Origin of the sequence: Bacillus sp. J14TS2, from assembly GCF_018333015.1 — a bacterium.
In the GTDB taxonomy this organism is placed as follows: Bacteria; Bacillota; Bacilli; order Bacillales; family Bacillaceae_C; genus Lederbergia.
This window is the reverse complement of the sequence record NZ_BORE01000003.1, coordinates 406,813-422,782: the sequence shown is the minus strand read 5'-3', so window position 1 is coordinate 422,782 and position 15,970 is coordinate 406,813. Positions and strand designations below refer to the sequence as shown.

Below are 15,970 nucleotides of genomic sequence, written 5' to 3'. Positions count from 1 at the left end.
TCGTAGGAAGGCACCGAAAGTTTGCTAGTCGCTGGGCGCTGGAGCCGGACGACGAAAAAAATGAGGTGCCCATATGTCGATTTATAAGGAAGTTATTGGAGAGGAATTCTTCCAATTACACCCCATGCTTCAAAAGAGGTATCAATTTCCTTTCGAAGCGAAAGGAATCATGAGTCATATTCAAGGTGGACCTAAATGGTTATTTCCACTATTTTACATAGCTACTAATTGGAAGCTGCTTTTTCCAGAGCGAGGAGAGAATATTCCTTTTTCCATCAAAAATATCCCTTTAAAGGGACCAGAAGATGAAGAACAAATTTATTGGGAACGCGTTTTTCATTTTGGCTCGAAAAAGAGATTTTTCAATGCAAAAATGAGTCTAGATCCTAATCGAATGATCATTAAAGACTATCTTGGCGAACCAAGCTTATTTTACTCTGATTTAACGATGTCTGTATTGAGTGATGGGAGTTTGCAAATTGATTCAAAAGATCAAAAACTTGTTTTAGGTAGGTTTGAAGTATCCCTTCCAAAAATGCTGCAAGGCTTGGCATGTGTTAAAGAGAGGTATTTGGAAGATCAAGAGTGTTTTCATATTTCAGTTGCCGTGACCAACCCGCTAATTGGAACCGTATTTGCTTACGAAGGAGAGTTTAGGTCGCATGAAGTTACGCCCGTTCATCCTTGTTCATAGCCTTTTATTTTTATTGATCGCCAATTTTAGTAGCCAACCCTGGCCTTCCATTATGCTGACGATTGGACAAATTGTTTATATTCCCATCGTATTGCAACTCATATCTAAACAACAAGGTTGGTTGAACAGAATGTATTACTATTTCGCCATTCCTGCTTACAGCGCTGTCGCTTTTTTACAATGGACAGACCAAACTTCTTGGGATGGCTGGGTCGCTGCGATTTATTTCCTGTTTACGATCATGGTAGCGATCTATGGAGTAAGTCGATTTTTACAAAGAGGTTTCGTGCATTTAGAGGAATTTTCCATCGATCTAGGACTTATTTATTTGGCGATGGGAGGAGCTTGGTTTTTGGCATATGAAGCAGGATGGAACACTGGTTTTTCAGCGATCCTTACCTGGCTAACAGCGATCCATTTTCATTATTCTGCCTTTCTATTGCCGATTTTTATTGGATTTTTAGGAAGGCAGGCTAAGTCGACAGCCTATCGCTGGATCAGCTCTTTGCTTTTAGTATCTCCGCTTATTGTCGCGATTGGCATCACTTTTGCCCGTTGGATTGAGTTGCTTTCTGTCCTCCTCTATATCATTGGCATTGGCGGATTAATTTTCTTAGCCTTTCAATGTGCGTTTCAAAACCTTTGGCAAAAACTGCTCGTGCGCATTTCATTTCTCTCATTAGCCGTCACGATTAGTTTTTCACTTTTATATGCCTATGGCAACTTATCGCATTTATTTATTGTTAATATTGATTTCATGCTTCGTTTTCACGGCTTGCTGAATTGTGTTGTGTTCGCTCTCTGCGGGGTAGTGGGATGGTCGCTCCATGTCCCTTCCCAAAAACCAAGCAGATCCGCTTTTCCGATTAGCCAGATCCGCGGAGGATTGGTGATTGGGGAAAACCTTATGGAAATAATAAAAAATGACCGTAATGGCCCTTCTTATTGGGGATTAGTCGATGATATGCGTGTTTATGGGGTGGATAAACAAACACTCTCTCCTATGATTATTGATTTTTACGAACGGACTATTGATTATCGACTTTTCGCAAAAATTAACTGGTCTAGTTGGTTTAAACCTTTGGCCGCTCTCTATCGAATATGGAGTAAATGTATGCAGCAAATCAATTTACCCATTCATCACCGTGAAATTGAGATGACAGGAGACATCTGGCGGATTCGCAAGGATTTAGACGGACGAACAGCGCCTCGCGCCTGGCTACGGAAGATTGATGATGAAATTGTGTTTGTCGCCCTTTACTCTGAACACAGAACAAACGAAAGAAACTATATGAATATCGCGCTACCGCTTCCATGGTCTGCGATGATTGGAATCTTAGATGTAAAGCCTTTAGGATCCGGCTTACAACTAACAAGCAAAAGAGACCAGCAACAATCTGATGCTGGCATTTATCTCACTTGGAAAAGGTATGTATTCAAACTACCTCTGGAAGAATGCTTTCATATCGAAGAGGTGCAAACAGGAGAATTGCGTGCCAAGCATAAAATGTGGATCTTCGGTCTTCCTTTTCTAAAAATTGATTATAAAATTAAGCAAAAATAAAGCGAGACTTGTCAGGGTGTTAGCGTCCGTTCCCCCACTCAGCCTTCTTTGGGTCTTATCGTCTTGAAGTGGGAGCTTACGGACGGCTGCACTGGATAAGAGGACTTTAAGTCTTCTTCTTTTTCTTTAATTGTTTCTCTTTAATTCATGATGAACCCTCTTAAATTCCTTTCTAAACTCCGCTTTCTTTACATTACGATTCTGTGCAATGTCATAAAACTTTTTCCCTGCCTTATGTTCATTCACAATATCCACCAAGGCACTATTGCTTAACTTTGCAATAATCGCAGCGTTCATTATATGATAAGTCTCCAAGGAATTTTCTGTTTGGATTTTTTTCAATTCTTCGGGAGAGATAGCAGAATATCCGGCGATATATCCGAGAATTTCTTCCTGATGATCTTTATAAAACTTTTTCATCTTCTTATGCTTGGCTTTCATTTTCTTATGCTTTGCCTTTATTTCCTTCACATCGATGCCAAAATGACTAGCCGTTTTTTCCCAAGATTTGCTTTTTTGATGATGATTCAATACATCCTCAATATCTTTTCCCGCAAGGTGAGCAATCCCTTTTGCATGGAAAATATCCTTTTTGGAATAACCTTTTTCAATCAATGACTGAAGTTCCCCTTGATCCATGTGAAAATGAGTCGTTTCATGTGCTGTTGCATTTCCAGTCAGAGTAGTTATTGCAATGAAAGAAATACAAAGTGCAATTACAAGTGTTTTTAATTTTAACAAATCTGAGCACTCCCTTTTTGATTATTTCGCTTGTTAGTATAACCCAAAAAGGAAAAATCATTAAAACAATGCCCTCTATCCTCAGTTCATTAATATTTATTGTCTGAAGAAGTTTGTTATTTTGAGTGAACTTCATGAATCATAGCTTCTTCATCTAGCTGGGAATCTTTTAAGGCAATTATAGCCCCAAGTGATTGGAAAGTTTCAACCACATTTTCATATCCACGTTCGATGTGCTGAATACCAGTAATCTTTGTTTCCTCTTCTGCCACAAGACCCGCAAGGATTAAACAAATACCCGCCCTTATGTCAGAAGCGTGGACGAGTGCGCCATTCAAAGGTGTTCCTCCCTTGATGAAAGAAACGCCTGAACGGACTTTCATATCCGCCCCCATTCTTCTTAACTGCTGGACATGCTGAAAACGCTGGGGATACACTTTATCACTAATAATACTTTTACCCGGCGCTTGTGTAAGTAATGCCGTTAATGGTTGTTGTATATCAGTCGGAAACCCAGGATACATAGACGTTCTTACTCTCGAGGCTTTTATAATACCATCAGAATGTGCGGTGATCGACTGATCATCCACCTGGATCGTTAATCCGATTTCCCTAAGCTTTAAAATGCAAGCAGTCAAATGATCAGGAATAACATCCTGTACCGTGACAGTCCCGCCTTTCATTCCAGCTGATATTAAAAAAGCACCTGCAATTAAACGATCGGGAATAACGCGATGGACGCCACCCTTTAAATGTGGAACACCTGTAATACGGATCGTGTCTGTTCCAGCTCCACTGATCTTGGCGCCCATTTTATTCAATAAAATTGCTGTATCGATCACTTCCGGGTCACGAGCCGCATTTAATAAGATCGTACTTCCTTTGGCTCGCACAGCCGCTAACATGATGTTAATCGTGCCACCTGAAGTAATTCGGTCAAAATAAATTGTTTCCCCTCTTAGTTCAGTCGCTTCCACTTCATAATAATCCTTGTGAAAGGTAAATTTCGCCCCCATCATTTGTAGTGCTTTGATATGCTGATCCATCGGACGACTAACAAAATCATCTCCACCAGGATAACCTAGCGATATTTTGCCAAACTTCGCTAGTAAAGCACCCACAAAATAATAAGCTGTTCTAAAAGCGGAAGATTTTTTAGGCTCGAGACATGTGTGATTAATCTTCCTAGGATCAATCTGCACTGCCCCCGATGAATCACGATACATTGTACAGCCAATTTCGTTTGCTATTTTACATATGACCCGAAAATCAGAAATATTTGGAACACCGAGTAAGGTTACCTCATCATCAGCTAAACAGGCTGCCGCTAGCAAAGCTAATGAGCTATTTTTAGAACCTGGGATATGAATTTCACCTTGTAATTCTGGAGAGGATTGTACACTAATCCATTTCATCTATTTCACTTCCATTCTCTTCTTCATCTGCAAATATGATGTCAACATTTCTTTTTCTAATTTCTTGAATTGCTCTTTCCGGTGCTGCTTGATCTGTTATCACGAAATCAATTGTTTCAATTGGAGTAGAAGTAATAAACATTTGTTGTCCTAACTTCTCATGTGGTGCAAGGCAAATGTTTTTACGGGAAACCTGGGCAACAGTGCGAGCAAAAGCCCCACTCTCTGGTGTCGCAGTACTAATTCCATCCCCAGAAACTCCACCACCTGTTAAAAAGCCAATATCTAATGTAAACTTGTTCATCATTTCAATCGCTAATATATCAATCATACTGCCAGCCGATTCTGCTCGCAATTTTCCACCGATTAAGTAGGATGTAATATTTTCTTGCATTCGAATGAGTGCAGCAATTTTCATTGAATTGGTGATTACAGTAAAAGGAATATCTGTGGGAAGATATTTCAACATTCCATATTGAATACCAGCACCACCTATATAGACCGTATCATCTTGCTTAATATAAGAAGCTGCTAGCTTGGAAATCGCATTTTGGTGAGGAGCACCTTCTCCGTATCGCTGTGATTCCGGTTGTGGCAAGGTCCGAACCTTTGGATTAGAAGACCTTGATATCGCTCCCCCATATGTCTTTTGTAGTAGACCCTGTTCCTCCATAATCGTTAAATCCCGGCGTATAGAGTCAACAGACATTTCGAACAACTCAGATAGATCCTTTGCAATAACTCTGCCTTCTTGCTTTAATAATTCTAAGATCTTCTGTCTTCGTTCCTCTGCTAACATTCTATTCATCCTTTCAAACTAACATCTGCCTCTTCTTCTTATTATTATGCCGGATGTTTCACTTTTGTCAATGAATTCATTCGTTTTGTTTCACATTAGTGCGTTTTTTTAAATACTTAGCTTTTCTCCCCTCAAACCAGCAAAAAGCCGACGGCGCTGTATCGCCGAACGGCTTGTAATTTCATAGTTTATAAAAGTGAAACTTCATTCAGTAGGGGTTTTTTGATCCTCCACTGTATGTTAAGGATCAAAGGCTAAATTCGCAACATCCTGTTGGCAGACTCAAATGCGACGTCCTGTCGATTCGTCTGCACTAGTACATCCTATACGCCGCTACGCCCTTTGTGGCCTGCGTCCTAAAGACCTGAACCAATCGGGTATTTACTGATAGTTGTCTCCCTATACGATTCCCTTTCTTAGATAAGCGTTTCAATTTCAGAATACTTTTTCGCTCGCTCATCGGCCTCGATTGCTGCTTTTGTAGCTTCTAAAATATCTCGATGGGTGATCCCTATTTGCTCACCATTGATGCGCCGTAAGAAATCCCTTGTAATATTTCCCTCCATATTTTCTAGTTCTACACGTCTAGGTTGTTGTTCATGAGTCACCAGGAACATTAAATTCTCATTAGTAATCAAAGGGTCTCCCGATAGACGCAGCTCAGCATATCCTTTTGTACCCACGACGAAGACACGTCCATCTCCATATGTTTTGCTTGCTGCCGGTGTGTGCCAATCCACATAAAGCTGTGCGAGGATATTACCTTTTAGCAAAACTTGAAGGGAGGCAGTATCATAAAAAGTGGGATATTCCGGTAAAATATTTTTGCTTACCATTCCCTCTACCTCAATGATTTCTGCACTAGTCAACCAACGCAACAAATCAAAATCGTGAACAGACAGATCTATTACCAATCCCCCACATTGTTCCTTAGAAAAATGCCATTTTGGACGGTTAGCAGGTTTTAATTTGTGGGGTTTGCGGATGCCGATGTTAACGATCTTCCCTAAATCTCCCTCATCTATATACCTTTTTAATGTTTGAAATGCTGGCCGATAACGTTCTGTCAAAAGCATGCCCACTTCGATTTTGCCTCGTTCTATAGTAGATTTCAAGCGCCTATAGCCTTCCCGATTCGTAACAGCAGGCTTATCAACCATGATATGTTTTCCTCGCTCTTCACAAAGTTCAATCAGATCTATTTTTTGGTTATTAATCGCAGAACTTCCAACAATATCGACGTAACTGCCGAGTAAGACTTCTTTATCTTCTACAATTGGAAGCTTGTATTTGCTTGCCATGGATGTAAGCAATGGTTTATTTTCTGTTTCATACATACCCACACATTCATATCCAAGCTCTAACATTTCCTCAATAAAAATGCCAATATGTTCGTGCTGACATCCGATTATAGAAAAAGCTCTTTTATCCATCTTGATCTCCTCACAGATTATATTTGTTCTTTAGATTGGCAGCGCACACCTCCTATAAATTTTGCAAGGTAGATCTTTTCTCCCTCACAATGAAGCAAATTATAAAGAGGAATAAAGCGTGACGAAGCTCATCCCATTGATGGTTAGCAGTTAGTCTCATCGTCTTGAAGCAGAGGCTTACGGACGGTTGCACTGGGGATATACGAGTGCTCCAGCTTTATAAGTCTGCAGAATATTTACATGCTTATCTTCCAAGTTAAAAACCACCAAATCAGCGGGCGCTCCTTCGAACAGGCCTTTTTGCGTTGGAAGCTTCATAAAAGTAGAAGGACGAATGGCGGCCATTTCCCACGCTTCCCGTAAAGTACATAGCCCTGTTTTTAAAAGATGACTGATCCCGTCTTTGAGCAATTTTACTGAACCTGCCAATAGATTGGGATTTTCCTGTAAATATAGCTTGCCTTCGGATGTCAGCACTACCTTACCACCAATATGTGTTTCATACTCCCCCGGCTCAAGCCCACTTAAATAGACTGCATCACTAACTAACATCGATTGAAAGCCCTTTGTTTTCATCGCCACTTTTAGGAATGATTCTGGTAAGTGGAATCCGTCGGCAATGAGACATGTCCAAAGATCATCTTGTGCTAATTGCTCCCAAATATAATTTGGGTGACGCGGCAGCATAACATGTGCGCCATTTCCTAAATGTGTTGACACCTTAGCCCCAGCTGCAACGGCTTTTTGTATTTGACCAGGGGTCGCGGCTGTATGCCCAATTGCAACCACCACGTCGTTTTCAACACATTTTGATATAAAATCAAATGAACCGGGCCATTCGGGAGAAAGTGTGATGATTTTAATCATCCCTCTCGCGGCTTTTTGCCAGGTCTGAAAAAGATCCCAGTCAGGAGCTTTGATGTATTCCTTCCCATGTGCACCTCTAGGACCATCTTCTGGAGAGATAAACGGCCCTTCAAGATGGATTCCGGTTATACATTGTTGAACTTGTTGATCACTTGCTTTCGCAATGACTTCCACTGCCTTTTCGATGGCTTCATCATGGTTGGTTATGATGGTTGGACAATAAGATGTGACCCCCTCTTTCCATAGGGATCTTGTTGTCTGTTCTACAAGTTCTGGTGAAATTGGCAGTGTATTAAAATCATTGCCCCTATAACCATTAATTTGTAAATCAACCAGCCCTGGAGCTATATATGGAAGTCCCCTCTCCCTTTGTTTAGCCACAGCTTGTATGTGATTAATTTTCCCCTCTTCTATTGATACTAAAATCTGTTCACCCGTTGCATAATGAATCCCTTCAATCACTGTTTTTATTTTTTGCTCATTCGCTGCCATAAGAGTCCTCATCTAAATAAAGGATACAATTTGGATGGCGACGCAAAACAGTTGCTGGATTTTTACTTGAAATCGGATTGTTTAATGTTTCTCTCACCGCAGCCTTCTTTGTCGTCCCTGGAACGATACAATATAAAGAGTTTCCCGACATTAGTGCAGGGATCGTTAAAGTAAGTGCATGTGTTGGCACATCGTCAATCGTCGGAAAACATCCGTCATTTACTTGTTGTTGACGGGAGATCTCATCTAGCTCCACCGCTTTAATAAATTGTGGATCTTCAAAGTTTGCAACTGGCGGATCATTAAAAGCGATATGACCATTCTCACCAATTCCTAAGCAAACGATATCCACTGGAGCTTCTTTTAAAAGCTGGCTATACCGTTTACATTCTTTTATTTCATCATTTGAACTGTCAATTAAATGCGTTGTTCCCGGTTTAACACAATCAAAAAGCTGTTCTGTTAAAAATGTACTAAATCGTTGTGGTGACTCAGCTGCTAGCCCAATATATTCATCCATATGAAAAACCGTAACACGATTCCAATCGATGTCTGGAGCCTTCCTTAATGTTTCAAGAAATTCATTTTGAGATGGAGCCGAGGCAAAGATCATTCGAATGTTAGTTTTTTCCTGTAAGAGTTCTTTCATTTTTGTTATAACATCTACTGCTGCAGCCTGCCCCATCGCTTTTCTACTTTCATATACTCTAACGGTTAAGCTTCCGACCTTTTCCTTTTTAATAGGATGTATAAGTAGATTCAACTTGCAAATAACCCCTTTCCCTGTTTCTTATAAGTTGACCGTTTTTCCAGTTGAGCGGCTTTCATTTGCCGCTTCCAAAAATCTCGTAATTTCCAGTATCTCCTCATACTGAATGGGCGATTTTCCAGTATTAAAAAACGAAATGATTTGCTCTAAGAGAGTAGCATAATAGGGTTTTTTATAAGCAGATACATCAACAAAATCTGTCCCTTCTTCTGTATGGATCAATGCGCCAAATGAATGATTGCCTTTGCGATTTCCTCGGACAGATCCGATTCGTCCATCTGCCCATTCACCAATAATCAAATCATGATCCGTACTCGTTGCAACCGTTACCTTTTGACATCCACTGCCAAACACTCGATAGAGCATTTCTACAGTATGAATCCCATACCAGAATAGACCATGATGAGGTTCGATCGCTAACGGTCCATAACAATCCATCCCTATACGATTTATCAGATCTGCTTTCTCAAGCACAGCTGATAAACCAGCTGCATACCGAAGAGCGGAACAACTCATGATTGGAGTTTGATATTGTTTAGCTAGTCTCTGAATCTCCTTCGCCTCTTCTGTTGTCGTGGCAAATGGTTTATCAATAAATGTTGGCTTTTTAAAGGAGACAATTTTTCTAAATTGCTCCAAATGAACTCTCCCATCAACAGATTCTAATAATATCGCATCACATTTTTCTGCAACTTCCTCTGGGGTATGGACCATTTCTATCCCGTAGCCATCTCGTAATTCCCTTGTAAAACCCTCTACACGATTATAGCTTAACTCCATGTCTGACGATCCTCCGGGATATGCTACAACCACTTCTCCTCCAGGTACATGAAAATCATTGTTGGGATCATTTAATAATTTAGTAAACGCTATAACATGCGACGTATCTAAACCAATCATACCAATTTTAATAGCACTCATGCATCGTTCCCCTCCACAAAAAATATTTCCTCATGCTCTTACCTTCACTTCTTTTCCAGTTCTTGCAGATTCATATATAGCTAAAATTAGATCCACAGCTTTTCGGGCTTCCTCACCAGGTACAAGTGGAGCACGGTTTTCATTTACTGCTTGGATCATGTCATCCACATAGATGTAATGCCCTTGACTCGAAATTGCTTTTGGATCATTGCTCCCTCCTTCTGTATTACTCACTTGTGGCATTGGTTCATCATGATCAATGAAATTCCACAGTTTAAAGCCACTGTCTCCAAAGATAATAGACCCCTTTTCGCCATGAACTTCAAACCTAGTTTCTTGACCCGGATAAACGGATGTCGTTCCTTGGATCACACCAAAAGATCCGTTTTTATATTTCACCGCCACAACTGCGGTATCCTCTACTTCAATCTTGCGAATTAACGGAGCAGAATAAGCAAACACAGATTCCACCTCACCTGCCATCCATTGAATTAGATCAACGCCATGTACCCCTTGATTCATTAATGCTCCACCGCCATCTAATTCCCAAGTGCCTCTCCAACCAGCACTCTCATAATATTCAGGGCTTCGGTAATATTTTAGATAGGCATCTGCTAGAACTAGCTTGCCAAGTTTTCCTTCTTGAATGGCTTTTCGCGTTTTAATTGCTGCCTCTAACGTCCTTCTCTGATAAACAGCCCCTAATTTTACATGATAATTTTTACAAGCTTCTATCATGTCTGTCATTTTTTCCTGAGTAATATCCAGCGGTTTCTCGCATAACACATGAATTCCAGCCTGTGCAGCCGCAATAGTTACATCTGCATGTATCCCACTTGGCACACAGACAGATACGATATCAATCGCTTCCGCTGTAAACATCTTTTCATAGTCTGTATACGTATGGTTGTGATTTATACCATACTCGCTCGCCAATTTCTCTGCCTTTTCTTTATCAACATCACAAATAGCAACTAGTTTGGCATCATTATGCGCTGCAATCGCTCTTGCATGGGAGGCTGAAATCACTCCTGCACCGACAATCGCAAAATTTGTTTTCTTCTTCATTTTCATCACCCTTTTTTATATAGAATTGTTAGATCCCTCTATAGAGCAGAGGGATCCTTACATATAACTAATTTAACTCTGCTTCCTGCATTCTATTGTAAGCCTCTTCATATATGTCTATTACTTCTTGTACACCTAAATTTTCAATTTCTTTCACATAGGTATCCCATTCACTTAAATCTCGTTTTCCAATAATAAATTTAGCAATTTCTTCATCACGATGTTTCGTAACTGCTTCTCCTTGAATAGCGATGACCTTTTGTTCTTCCTCTGAAAACGCAGGAACTGGAACGATCAGCGCATCGTATTGTGGACTTTCTTTATATGCTTGCTTTACCTCATCGCTAAATAGGACCATATGAGAATCATAATCAAACCATGAATAAGTTGAATATAAGGATATACCTGTCTCTGTACGTAATTCTGATGGGCTTGGATAGTCTTCAATCCAGCTTTTCTTCCCATCTTCTTCCTCGTAAGTTTCCCCTTCAATTCCCCAGCTTAAAGCATCTCTCCCTTCCTCAGAAAAGGTCCAGTCAATAAATTGAATAACTGTATCTATGTGATCAGAATTTACCGCGATGGAGTATCCTCTTTGCTGTGTATGTGCAGAGTAATCTAATTGCGAGCCTTCAGAAAAACCGGCAGGAGGTGGCATATTAACTAACGTATAATCTTCATTTTCTTTACGGTTTTCAACATTAAACATGTCAATTCTTGAAATATAGTCTTGTGTAATAAATGATGTGTTGGTAGACATTAATTCTTGCCATCCTGCTACATCTAGCGATAAGAAATCTGGAGGAATTAGGTCTTCCTCGTAAAACTTATTAAGATACTCTACCATGACAAGATAATTGTCCTCGACAGGTCCGTAGCGCCATTCATCTTTTTTATTATCATAATAGTAATTCCAATCTGTTCCAAAGTTTGTTGCAAAGTTTCGGATTTTTTCTGTACCATTACGGAAACCGAGTGGATAACTTTCTGGATAGACCTTCTTTAATGCTTGTAAAACTGTATGAAGCTCATCCCAATTATTCGGTATCTCTAAATCATGCTTTTCAAAAATATCCTTTCGATACAACCAAATCATTCGATTCGTTTCCCCAATCCCAATGTTAGGTGAAACATACATTTTTCCATCATGAGATAGAGCTGCTCTCGCTGCATCTGGAAATTGATCCATCCAAGCCTGTAAATTAGGCATACTCTCAATATGATCCAATAAATTTACTAAAGCACCTTGTGAACCATATTTATTCCCTGTGGCGTAATCTGGCATGCCGATTAAGTCTGGCAAGTCTCCCGAAGCAATTACAAGATTTAAAGACTCATTATAAGGATCTGCCGCGATATCAATATCCATATTCATATTACCGCCATCTTCCATTAAGTCCCATATCAGCCAATCTTTTTTAGTCGGCCAACTTGGATGTTCATTCGTATAAAATTTAATCGTCGGCCTATTTTTATTTGAACCGATTTCATTCATAGATGAATCATCTGAACAAGCGATCATTAATCCAGAAACAAACAGCATCATAATTATAAAAGAAATCACCTTTTTCATTGGTTGAACTCCTTTAAATTGTAAATTCATTTGTTTTTTGAGTAGCCCCTTAAGAACTTATTTTTATAGCGATCTCTTTATCCTTTAAGTTAGCTCCCTCCCGAAAGCAAAGGGACCCAGCTCTAACTAATTTAATTCCACTTCCTGCATTCTCCTGTAAGCCTCTTCATATATGTCTATTAATTCTTGTACACCTAAATTTTCAATTTCTTCCACATAAGCATCCCATTCACTCAAGTCTCGCTTGCCGATCATAAACTTAGCAATTTCTTGGTCTCGATGTTTTTTAATCGCTTCCCCTTTAATCGCTATGACTTCTTGCTCTTCCGGTGTAAAGGATGGTACAGGAACGATTGGCGCATCGTATTGTGGAGACTCTTCATATGCCTGCTTAACATCATCACTAAATAAAATCATATGTGCATCGTAGTCGAACCAAGAATAGGTTGAATTTGTAGATAACCCCGTATCAATTCGCAGCTCAGCCGGGCTTGCATAATCTTCAATCCAGCTCTTCTCACCATTTTCTTCTTTATAGGTTTCCCCATCAATTCCCCAACTTAACTTGTCTCTTCCCTCTTCAGAAAAGGTCCAGTCAATGAATTGGATTGCTTTGTCGATATGATCGGAATTTACCGCTATCGAAAATCCACCATCATTTGTGTGTGCAGAGTAGTTTAATGGCTCCCCATCAGCTAAACCAATCGGTGGCGCCATATGTTTTATTGTAAAATCAGGGTTCTCTTCGCGATTTGTAAGATTAAACTCATCAATTCTACCAATATAATCTTGTGTTATAAAAGAAGTATCCGTCGAAATCAATTCCTGCCATCCAGCTGTATCCGTTGATAAAAAGTCTTGAGGTATTAACTTTTCTTGATAAAATTTATTGAAATACTCAATCATCACACGATAGTTTTCTTCAATTGGTCCATAGCGCCACTCATCCTTTTCCTCATCATAGTAATAATCCCAATTTGTTGCAAAATTAGGCGCAAAGCTGATCAATTTGTCTGTACCATTCCGAAAACCAAATGGATAGCTCTCTGGATAGATTGATTTTAACTCTTGCAAAGCTGTATAAAGCTCATCCCACGTAGTAGGGGGCTCTAAATCATGCTCTTCAAAAACATCTTGCCGATACATCCAGAGCATACGATTGGTTTCCCCTATACCAGTGTTAGGAGATACATACATTTTTCCATCATGGGAAAGTGCCCTTCTTGCTTCATCCGGAAATTGTTCCATCCATGCTTGTAAGTTCGGCATATCCACAATATGATCCAATAGATTCACCAATGCTCCATCAGCGCCATATTCATTAGGAGTTCCAAAATTTGTCATCCTCATGATATCAGGTAAGTCTCCAGAAGCCACAATCAGATTTAAAGACTCTCCATAAGGTTCCGCCGCAATTTCCAGTTCAAGATCCATATTCGTCTCATCCTCTATAATGTCCCACACGATCCAATCTTCATTTGTTGGCCAGCTTGGGTGTTCATTCGTATATAATTTTAATGTTGGTCTATCTCCATCAGATTCCGAATCAGAAGACAAATTGGAATTAGAACCACTTGATGAATTGCTTGAACAGGCTGCCAGCACAGTGGACACAAACAACACCATTATGAAATAAAAAAGCAATTTTTCCATCATGAATCCCCTTTCAAATTTTCTACTTTGAATAGCTAAATATTCTAATCCAAAGGCTTCCTCCTAACAAATTCTTTTTACGTCATTTGCCTAATCTTTTAAAGAACCAATCATCACCCCTTTCACAAAATACTTTTGGAGGAAAGGATAGAGTAAAAGAATAGGCAGTGTTGAAACAAGTATCGTTGCATATTGGATAGATTCCTGGATAACCACTGCATCTGTCCCCGACACTGAAGCCATTTCTTCAACAAGAACCATATTTCTAAGAATAATTTGCAAGGGGTATAAAGCATTATCCCTTAGATATAAAAGCGGCAGCATAAAGTTATTCCAAATTCCTACTGCGTAAAACAAACCAATTGTGGCTAACACTGGTTTTGATAAAGGCAAAACAATTCGAATAAATATACCAATATCATTTAACCCATCAATTTTTGCAGATTCCTCTAATTCATTCGGTATTGTCGACGAAAAGAAGGTTCTCATAATAATTAGATTCCATGTAGAAATTGCTGCTGGCAGTACCATGGCCCAAACCGTATCCATTAACCCTAAATTTTTAACGACAAGAAATGTAGGAATCATCCCACCGCTAAATAAAATGGTGAAAACAATCATTAGCATAAAACCTTTACGAAAAATCATCTTTTTCTTTGATAGTGCATAAGCTCCCATTGCGGTAATGATTAGCGATATGATTGTGCCTAACGTTACATATATAAGAGTATTCAGATATCCCGTGCCAATCCTTGGATCACTTAACACATGTAGATAATTTTTTAACGTTATACCCTTTGGAATTAAATTTACGTCCCCTCGCAAGACGTGAACATCTCCACTTAACGAGACAGCAATCATATGAAGGAAAGGGTACGTCGTAACCAGGGCAACTCCTAACAAAATAATGGCATTTACGATTGTAAACGTAGTGATATTTCTTCTATTTCTCATTCATAGCCCCTCCTTACCACAGACTTTCTTGTCCAGATTTCTTTGAAAGATAATTGGCAGCAAATAAGAAAATAAAACTTATGACACCAAGAAATAATCCGATTGCCGTAGCATAACTGTAATTCCCATGAACTAAGCCAACTCGATAAACATAAGTAGAAATAATATCTGCAGTCTCATAGGTAACTGGATTGTAAAGCAAAAACACCTTTTCGAACCCTATTTCCAGTACTTGACCGATATTTAAAATACCAACTATAAAAATCGCCGGTAATATGCCAGGTATCGTAATATATCTTAATTTTGCAAATCTCCCTGCGCCATCTATATCTGCTGCCTCATATAACTGCGGATTAATCCCTGTTAGCGCAGCTAAAAAGATAATCGTTTCCCAGCCCATATGCTGCCAAATTTCGGATGAAACAAAAATACTACGAAATAATTCCGGGGTAATCATCCAATTGATTGATTCGATTCCTAAATGAGAGATCATTCGATTCACTACTCCATCTGAGGAGAGGAAAACAACAATCATACCTGCTACAACCACATTGGAAATAAAATGGGGTAAGTAACTAACAGTTTGCACAAAGCGCTTAAAGAACATATTCTTCACTTCATTCAATAAAAGGGCAAAAATAATTGGGATAGGAAAGCCAATTATGAATTTGTAAAACCCTAACAAAAATGTGTTACGTAATAAGAGATAAAAATCCGGGCTTTCAAAAAACGTCGTAAAATATTTCACCCCGACCCATTCACTATCCAACACGCCGGCAAATAAGTTATAATCTTTAAACGCAATAATAATTCCAAACATTGGTGCATAATGGAAAATTAAGTAATAAAGTAAACAAGGAGCAAAGAGGATTAATAAATATTTACTATCATTCAGCTTTTTCATAAAAGCTTTGCTTTTCTTCACTTTGACATTTGCCTTCACCATCATCTTATTTGTTTCGACAGTACTTAACTCTTTCATGACTTTCTACCTCCCCTTTATAATGATAAAAAATCTCTAGTACCG

Annotated in this window: 14 protein-coding genes; 2 read left to right on the top strand and 12 right to left on the bottom strand. The window is 39.3% G+C overall.

The features are described from left to right. Nucleotides 1-73 precede the first annotated feature (73 nt). Together KI375_RS06740 and KI375_RS06735 are read left to right on the top strand one after the other, a co-directional pair. Nucleotides 74-694, top strand: a complete 621-nt coding sequence (locus KI375_RS06740; protein ID WP_212972739.1) for a DUF4166 domain-containing protein — start codon at nt 74-76, stop codon at nt 692-694. Next, the gene (locus KI375_RS06735) at nt 663-2,258 is read left to right on the top strand and encodes a YndJ family protein (RefSeq protein ID WP_212972738.1); all 1,596 of its coding nucleotides are present in this window, start codon (nt 663-665) and stop codon (nt 2,256-2,258) included. The genes KI375_RS06740 and KI375_RS06735 overlap by 32 nt, the downstream gene beginning before the upstream one ends. 126 nt (nt 2,259-2,384) lie before the next feature. Here KI375_RS06735 and KI375_RS06730 read toward each other — a convergent pair whose 3' ends face one another. The 12 genes from KI375_RS06730 to KI375_RS06675 all read right to left on the bottom strand — a co-directional run bounded on the left by KI375_RS06730 (nt 2,385) and on the right by KI375_RS06675 (nt 15,925). Further along, entirely contained in the window at nt 2,385-2,999 is a 615-nt protein-coding gene (locus KI375_RS06730; protein ID WP_212972737.1) for a hypothetical protein, read from the bottom strand. A gap of 116 nt (nt 3,000-3,115) precedes the next feature. After that, nucleotides 3,116-4,414, bottom strand: a complete 1,299-nt coding sequence (gene murA, locus KI375_RS06725) for a UDP-N-acetylglucosamine 1-carboxyvinyltransferase (protein WP_212972736.1) — start codon at nt 4,412-4,414, stop codon at nt 3,116-3,118. Further along, a complete protein-coding gene (locus KI375_RS06720; RefSeq protein WP_212972735.1) occupies nt 4,401-5,213 on the bottom strand; it encodes a DeoR/GlpR family DNA-binding transcription regulator in 813 nt (270 codons plus the stop codon). Before KI375_RS06720 ends, murA begins: the two co-directional genes overlap by 14 nt. A gap of 416 nt (nt 5,214-5,629) precedes the next feature. Next, nucleotides 5,630-6,646: a Gfo/Idh/MocA family protein gene (locus KI375_RS06715; protein WP_244852358.1), complete on the bottom strand. Its 1,017-nt coding sequence runs from the start codon at nt 6,644-6,646 to the stop codon at nt 5,630-5,632. Between the two features lie 177 nt (nt 6,647-6,823). Further along, nucleotides 6,824-8,005 carry an N-acetylglucosamine-6-phosphate deacetylase gene (locus tag KI375_RS06710; protein ID WP_212972734.1) on the bottom strand — a complete coding sequence of 394 codons (1,182 nt, stop codon included), beginning with the start codon at nt 8,003-8,005 and terminating at the stop codon, nt 6,824-6,826. Further along, nucleotides 7,992-8,768 (bottom strand): glucosamine-6-phosphate deaminase, encoded by a 777-nt coding sequence (locus KI375_RS06705; protein ID WP_374706810.1) that lies wholly within the window; start codon nt 8,766-8,768, stop codon nt 7,992-7,994. The genes KI375_RS06710 and KI375_RS06705 overlap by 14 nt, the downstream gene beginning before the upstream one ends. Nucleotides 8,769-8,795: 27 nt before the next feature. Beyond that, the gene (locus KI375_RS06700) at nt 8,796-9,695 is read right to left on the bottom strand and encodes a Gfo/Idh/MocA family protein (RefSeq protein ID WP_212972733.1); all 900 of its coding nucleotides are present in this window, start codon (nt 9,693-9,695) and stop codon (nt 8,796-8,798) included. A gap of 30 nt (nt 9,696-9,725) precedes the next feature. Beyond that, a complete protein-coding gene (locus KI375_RS06695; protein WP_212972732.1) occupies nt 9,726-10,763 on the bottom strand; it encodes a Gfo/Idh/MocA family protein in 1,038 nt (345 codons plus the stop codon). Between the two features lie 67 nt (nt 10,764-10,830). Continuing rightward, nucleotides 10,831-12,336, bottom strand: a complete 1,506-nt coding sequence (locus KI375_RS06690) for an extracellular solute-binding protein (RefSeq protein ID WP_212972731.1) — start codon at nt 12,334-12,336, stop codon at nt 10,831-10,833. Nucleotides 12,337-12,462: 126 nt separating this feature from the next. After that, nucleotides 12,463-13,989 carry an extracellular solute-binding protein gene (locus KI375_RS06685; RefSeq protein WP_212972730.1) on the bottom strand — a complete coding sequence of 509 codons (1,527 nt, stop codon included), beginning with the start codon at nt 13,987-13,989 and terminating at the stop codon, nt 12,463-12,465. Between the two features lie 90 nt (nt 13,990-14,079). Continuing rightward, on the bottom strand, nt 14,080-14,943 hold the full coding sequence (locus tag KI375_RS06680) for a carbohydrate ABC transporter permease (RefSeq protein WP_212972729.1): 864 nt from the start codon (nt 14,941-14,943) through the stop codon (nt 14,080-14,082). Between the two features lie 13 nt (nt 14,944-14,956). Further along, entirely contained in the window at nt 14,957-15,925 is a 969-nt protein-coding gene (locus tag KI375_RS06675) for an ABC transporter permease (RefSeq protein WP_374706809.1), read from the bottom strand. Nucleotides 15,926-15,970: the final 45 nt, after the last annotated feature.

Coding starts and splice junctions, on each gene's coding strand:
- KI375_RS06675 (WP_374706809.1), bottom strand. CDS start 15,925: ATGAAAGAGTTAAGTACTGTCGAAACAAATAAGATGATGGTGAAGGCA.
- KI375_RS06680 (WP_212972729.1), bottom strand. CDS start 14,943: ATGAGAAATAGAAGAAATATCACTACGTTTACAATCGTAAATGCCATT.
- KI375_RS06700 (WP_212972733.1), bottom strand. CDS start 9,695: ATGAGTGCTATTAAAATTGGTATGATTGGTTTAGATACGTCGCATGTT.
- KI375_RS06690 (WP_212972731.1), bottom strand. CDS start 12,336: ATGAAAAAGGTGATTTCTTTTATAATTATGATGCTGTTTGTTTCTGGA.
- KI375_RS06710 (WP_212972734.1), bottom strand. CDS start 8,005: ATGGCAGCGAATGAGCAAAAAATAAAAACAGTGATTGAAGGGATTCAT.
- KI375_RS06695 (WP_212972732.1), bottom strand. CDS start 10,763: ATGAAGAAGAAAACAAATTTTGCGATTGTCGGTGCAGGAGTGATTTCA.
- KI375_RS06715 (WP_244852358.1), bottom strand. CDS start 6,646: ATGGATAAAAGAGCTTTTTCTATAATCGGATGTCAGCACGAACATATT.
- KI375_RS06720 (WP_212972735.1), bottom strand. CDS start 5,213: ATGTTAGCAGAGGAACGAAGACAGAAGATCTTAGAATTATTAAAGCAA.
- murA (WP_212972736.1), bottom strand. CDS start 4,414: ATGAAATGGATTAGTGTACAATCCTCTCCAGAATTACAAGGTGAAATT.
- KI375_RS06685 (WP_212972730.1), bottom strand. CDS start 13,989: ATGGAAAAATTGCTTTTTTATTTCATAATGGTGTTGTTTGTGTCCACT.
- KI375_RS06735 (WP_212972738.1), top strand. CDS start 663: ATGAAGTTACGCCCGTTCATCCTTGTTCATAGCCTTTTATTTTTATTG.
- KI375_RS06740 (WP_212972739.1), top strand. CDS start 74: ATGTCGATTTATAAGGAAGTTATTGGAGAGGAATTCTTCCAATTACAC.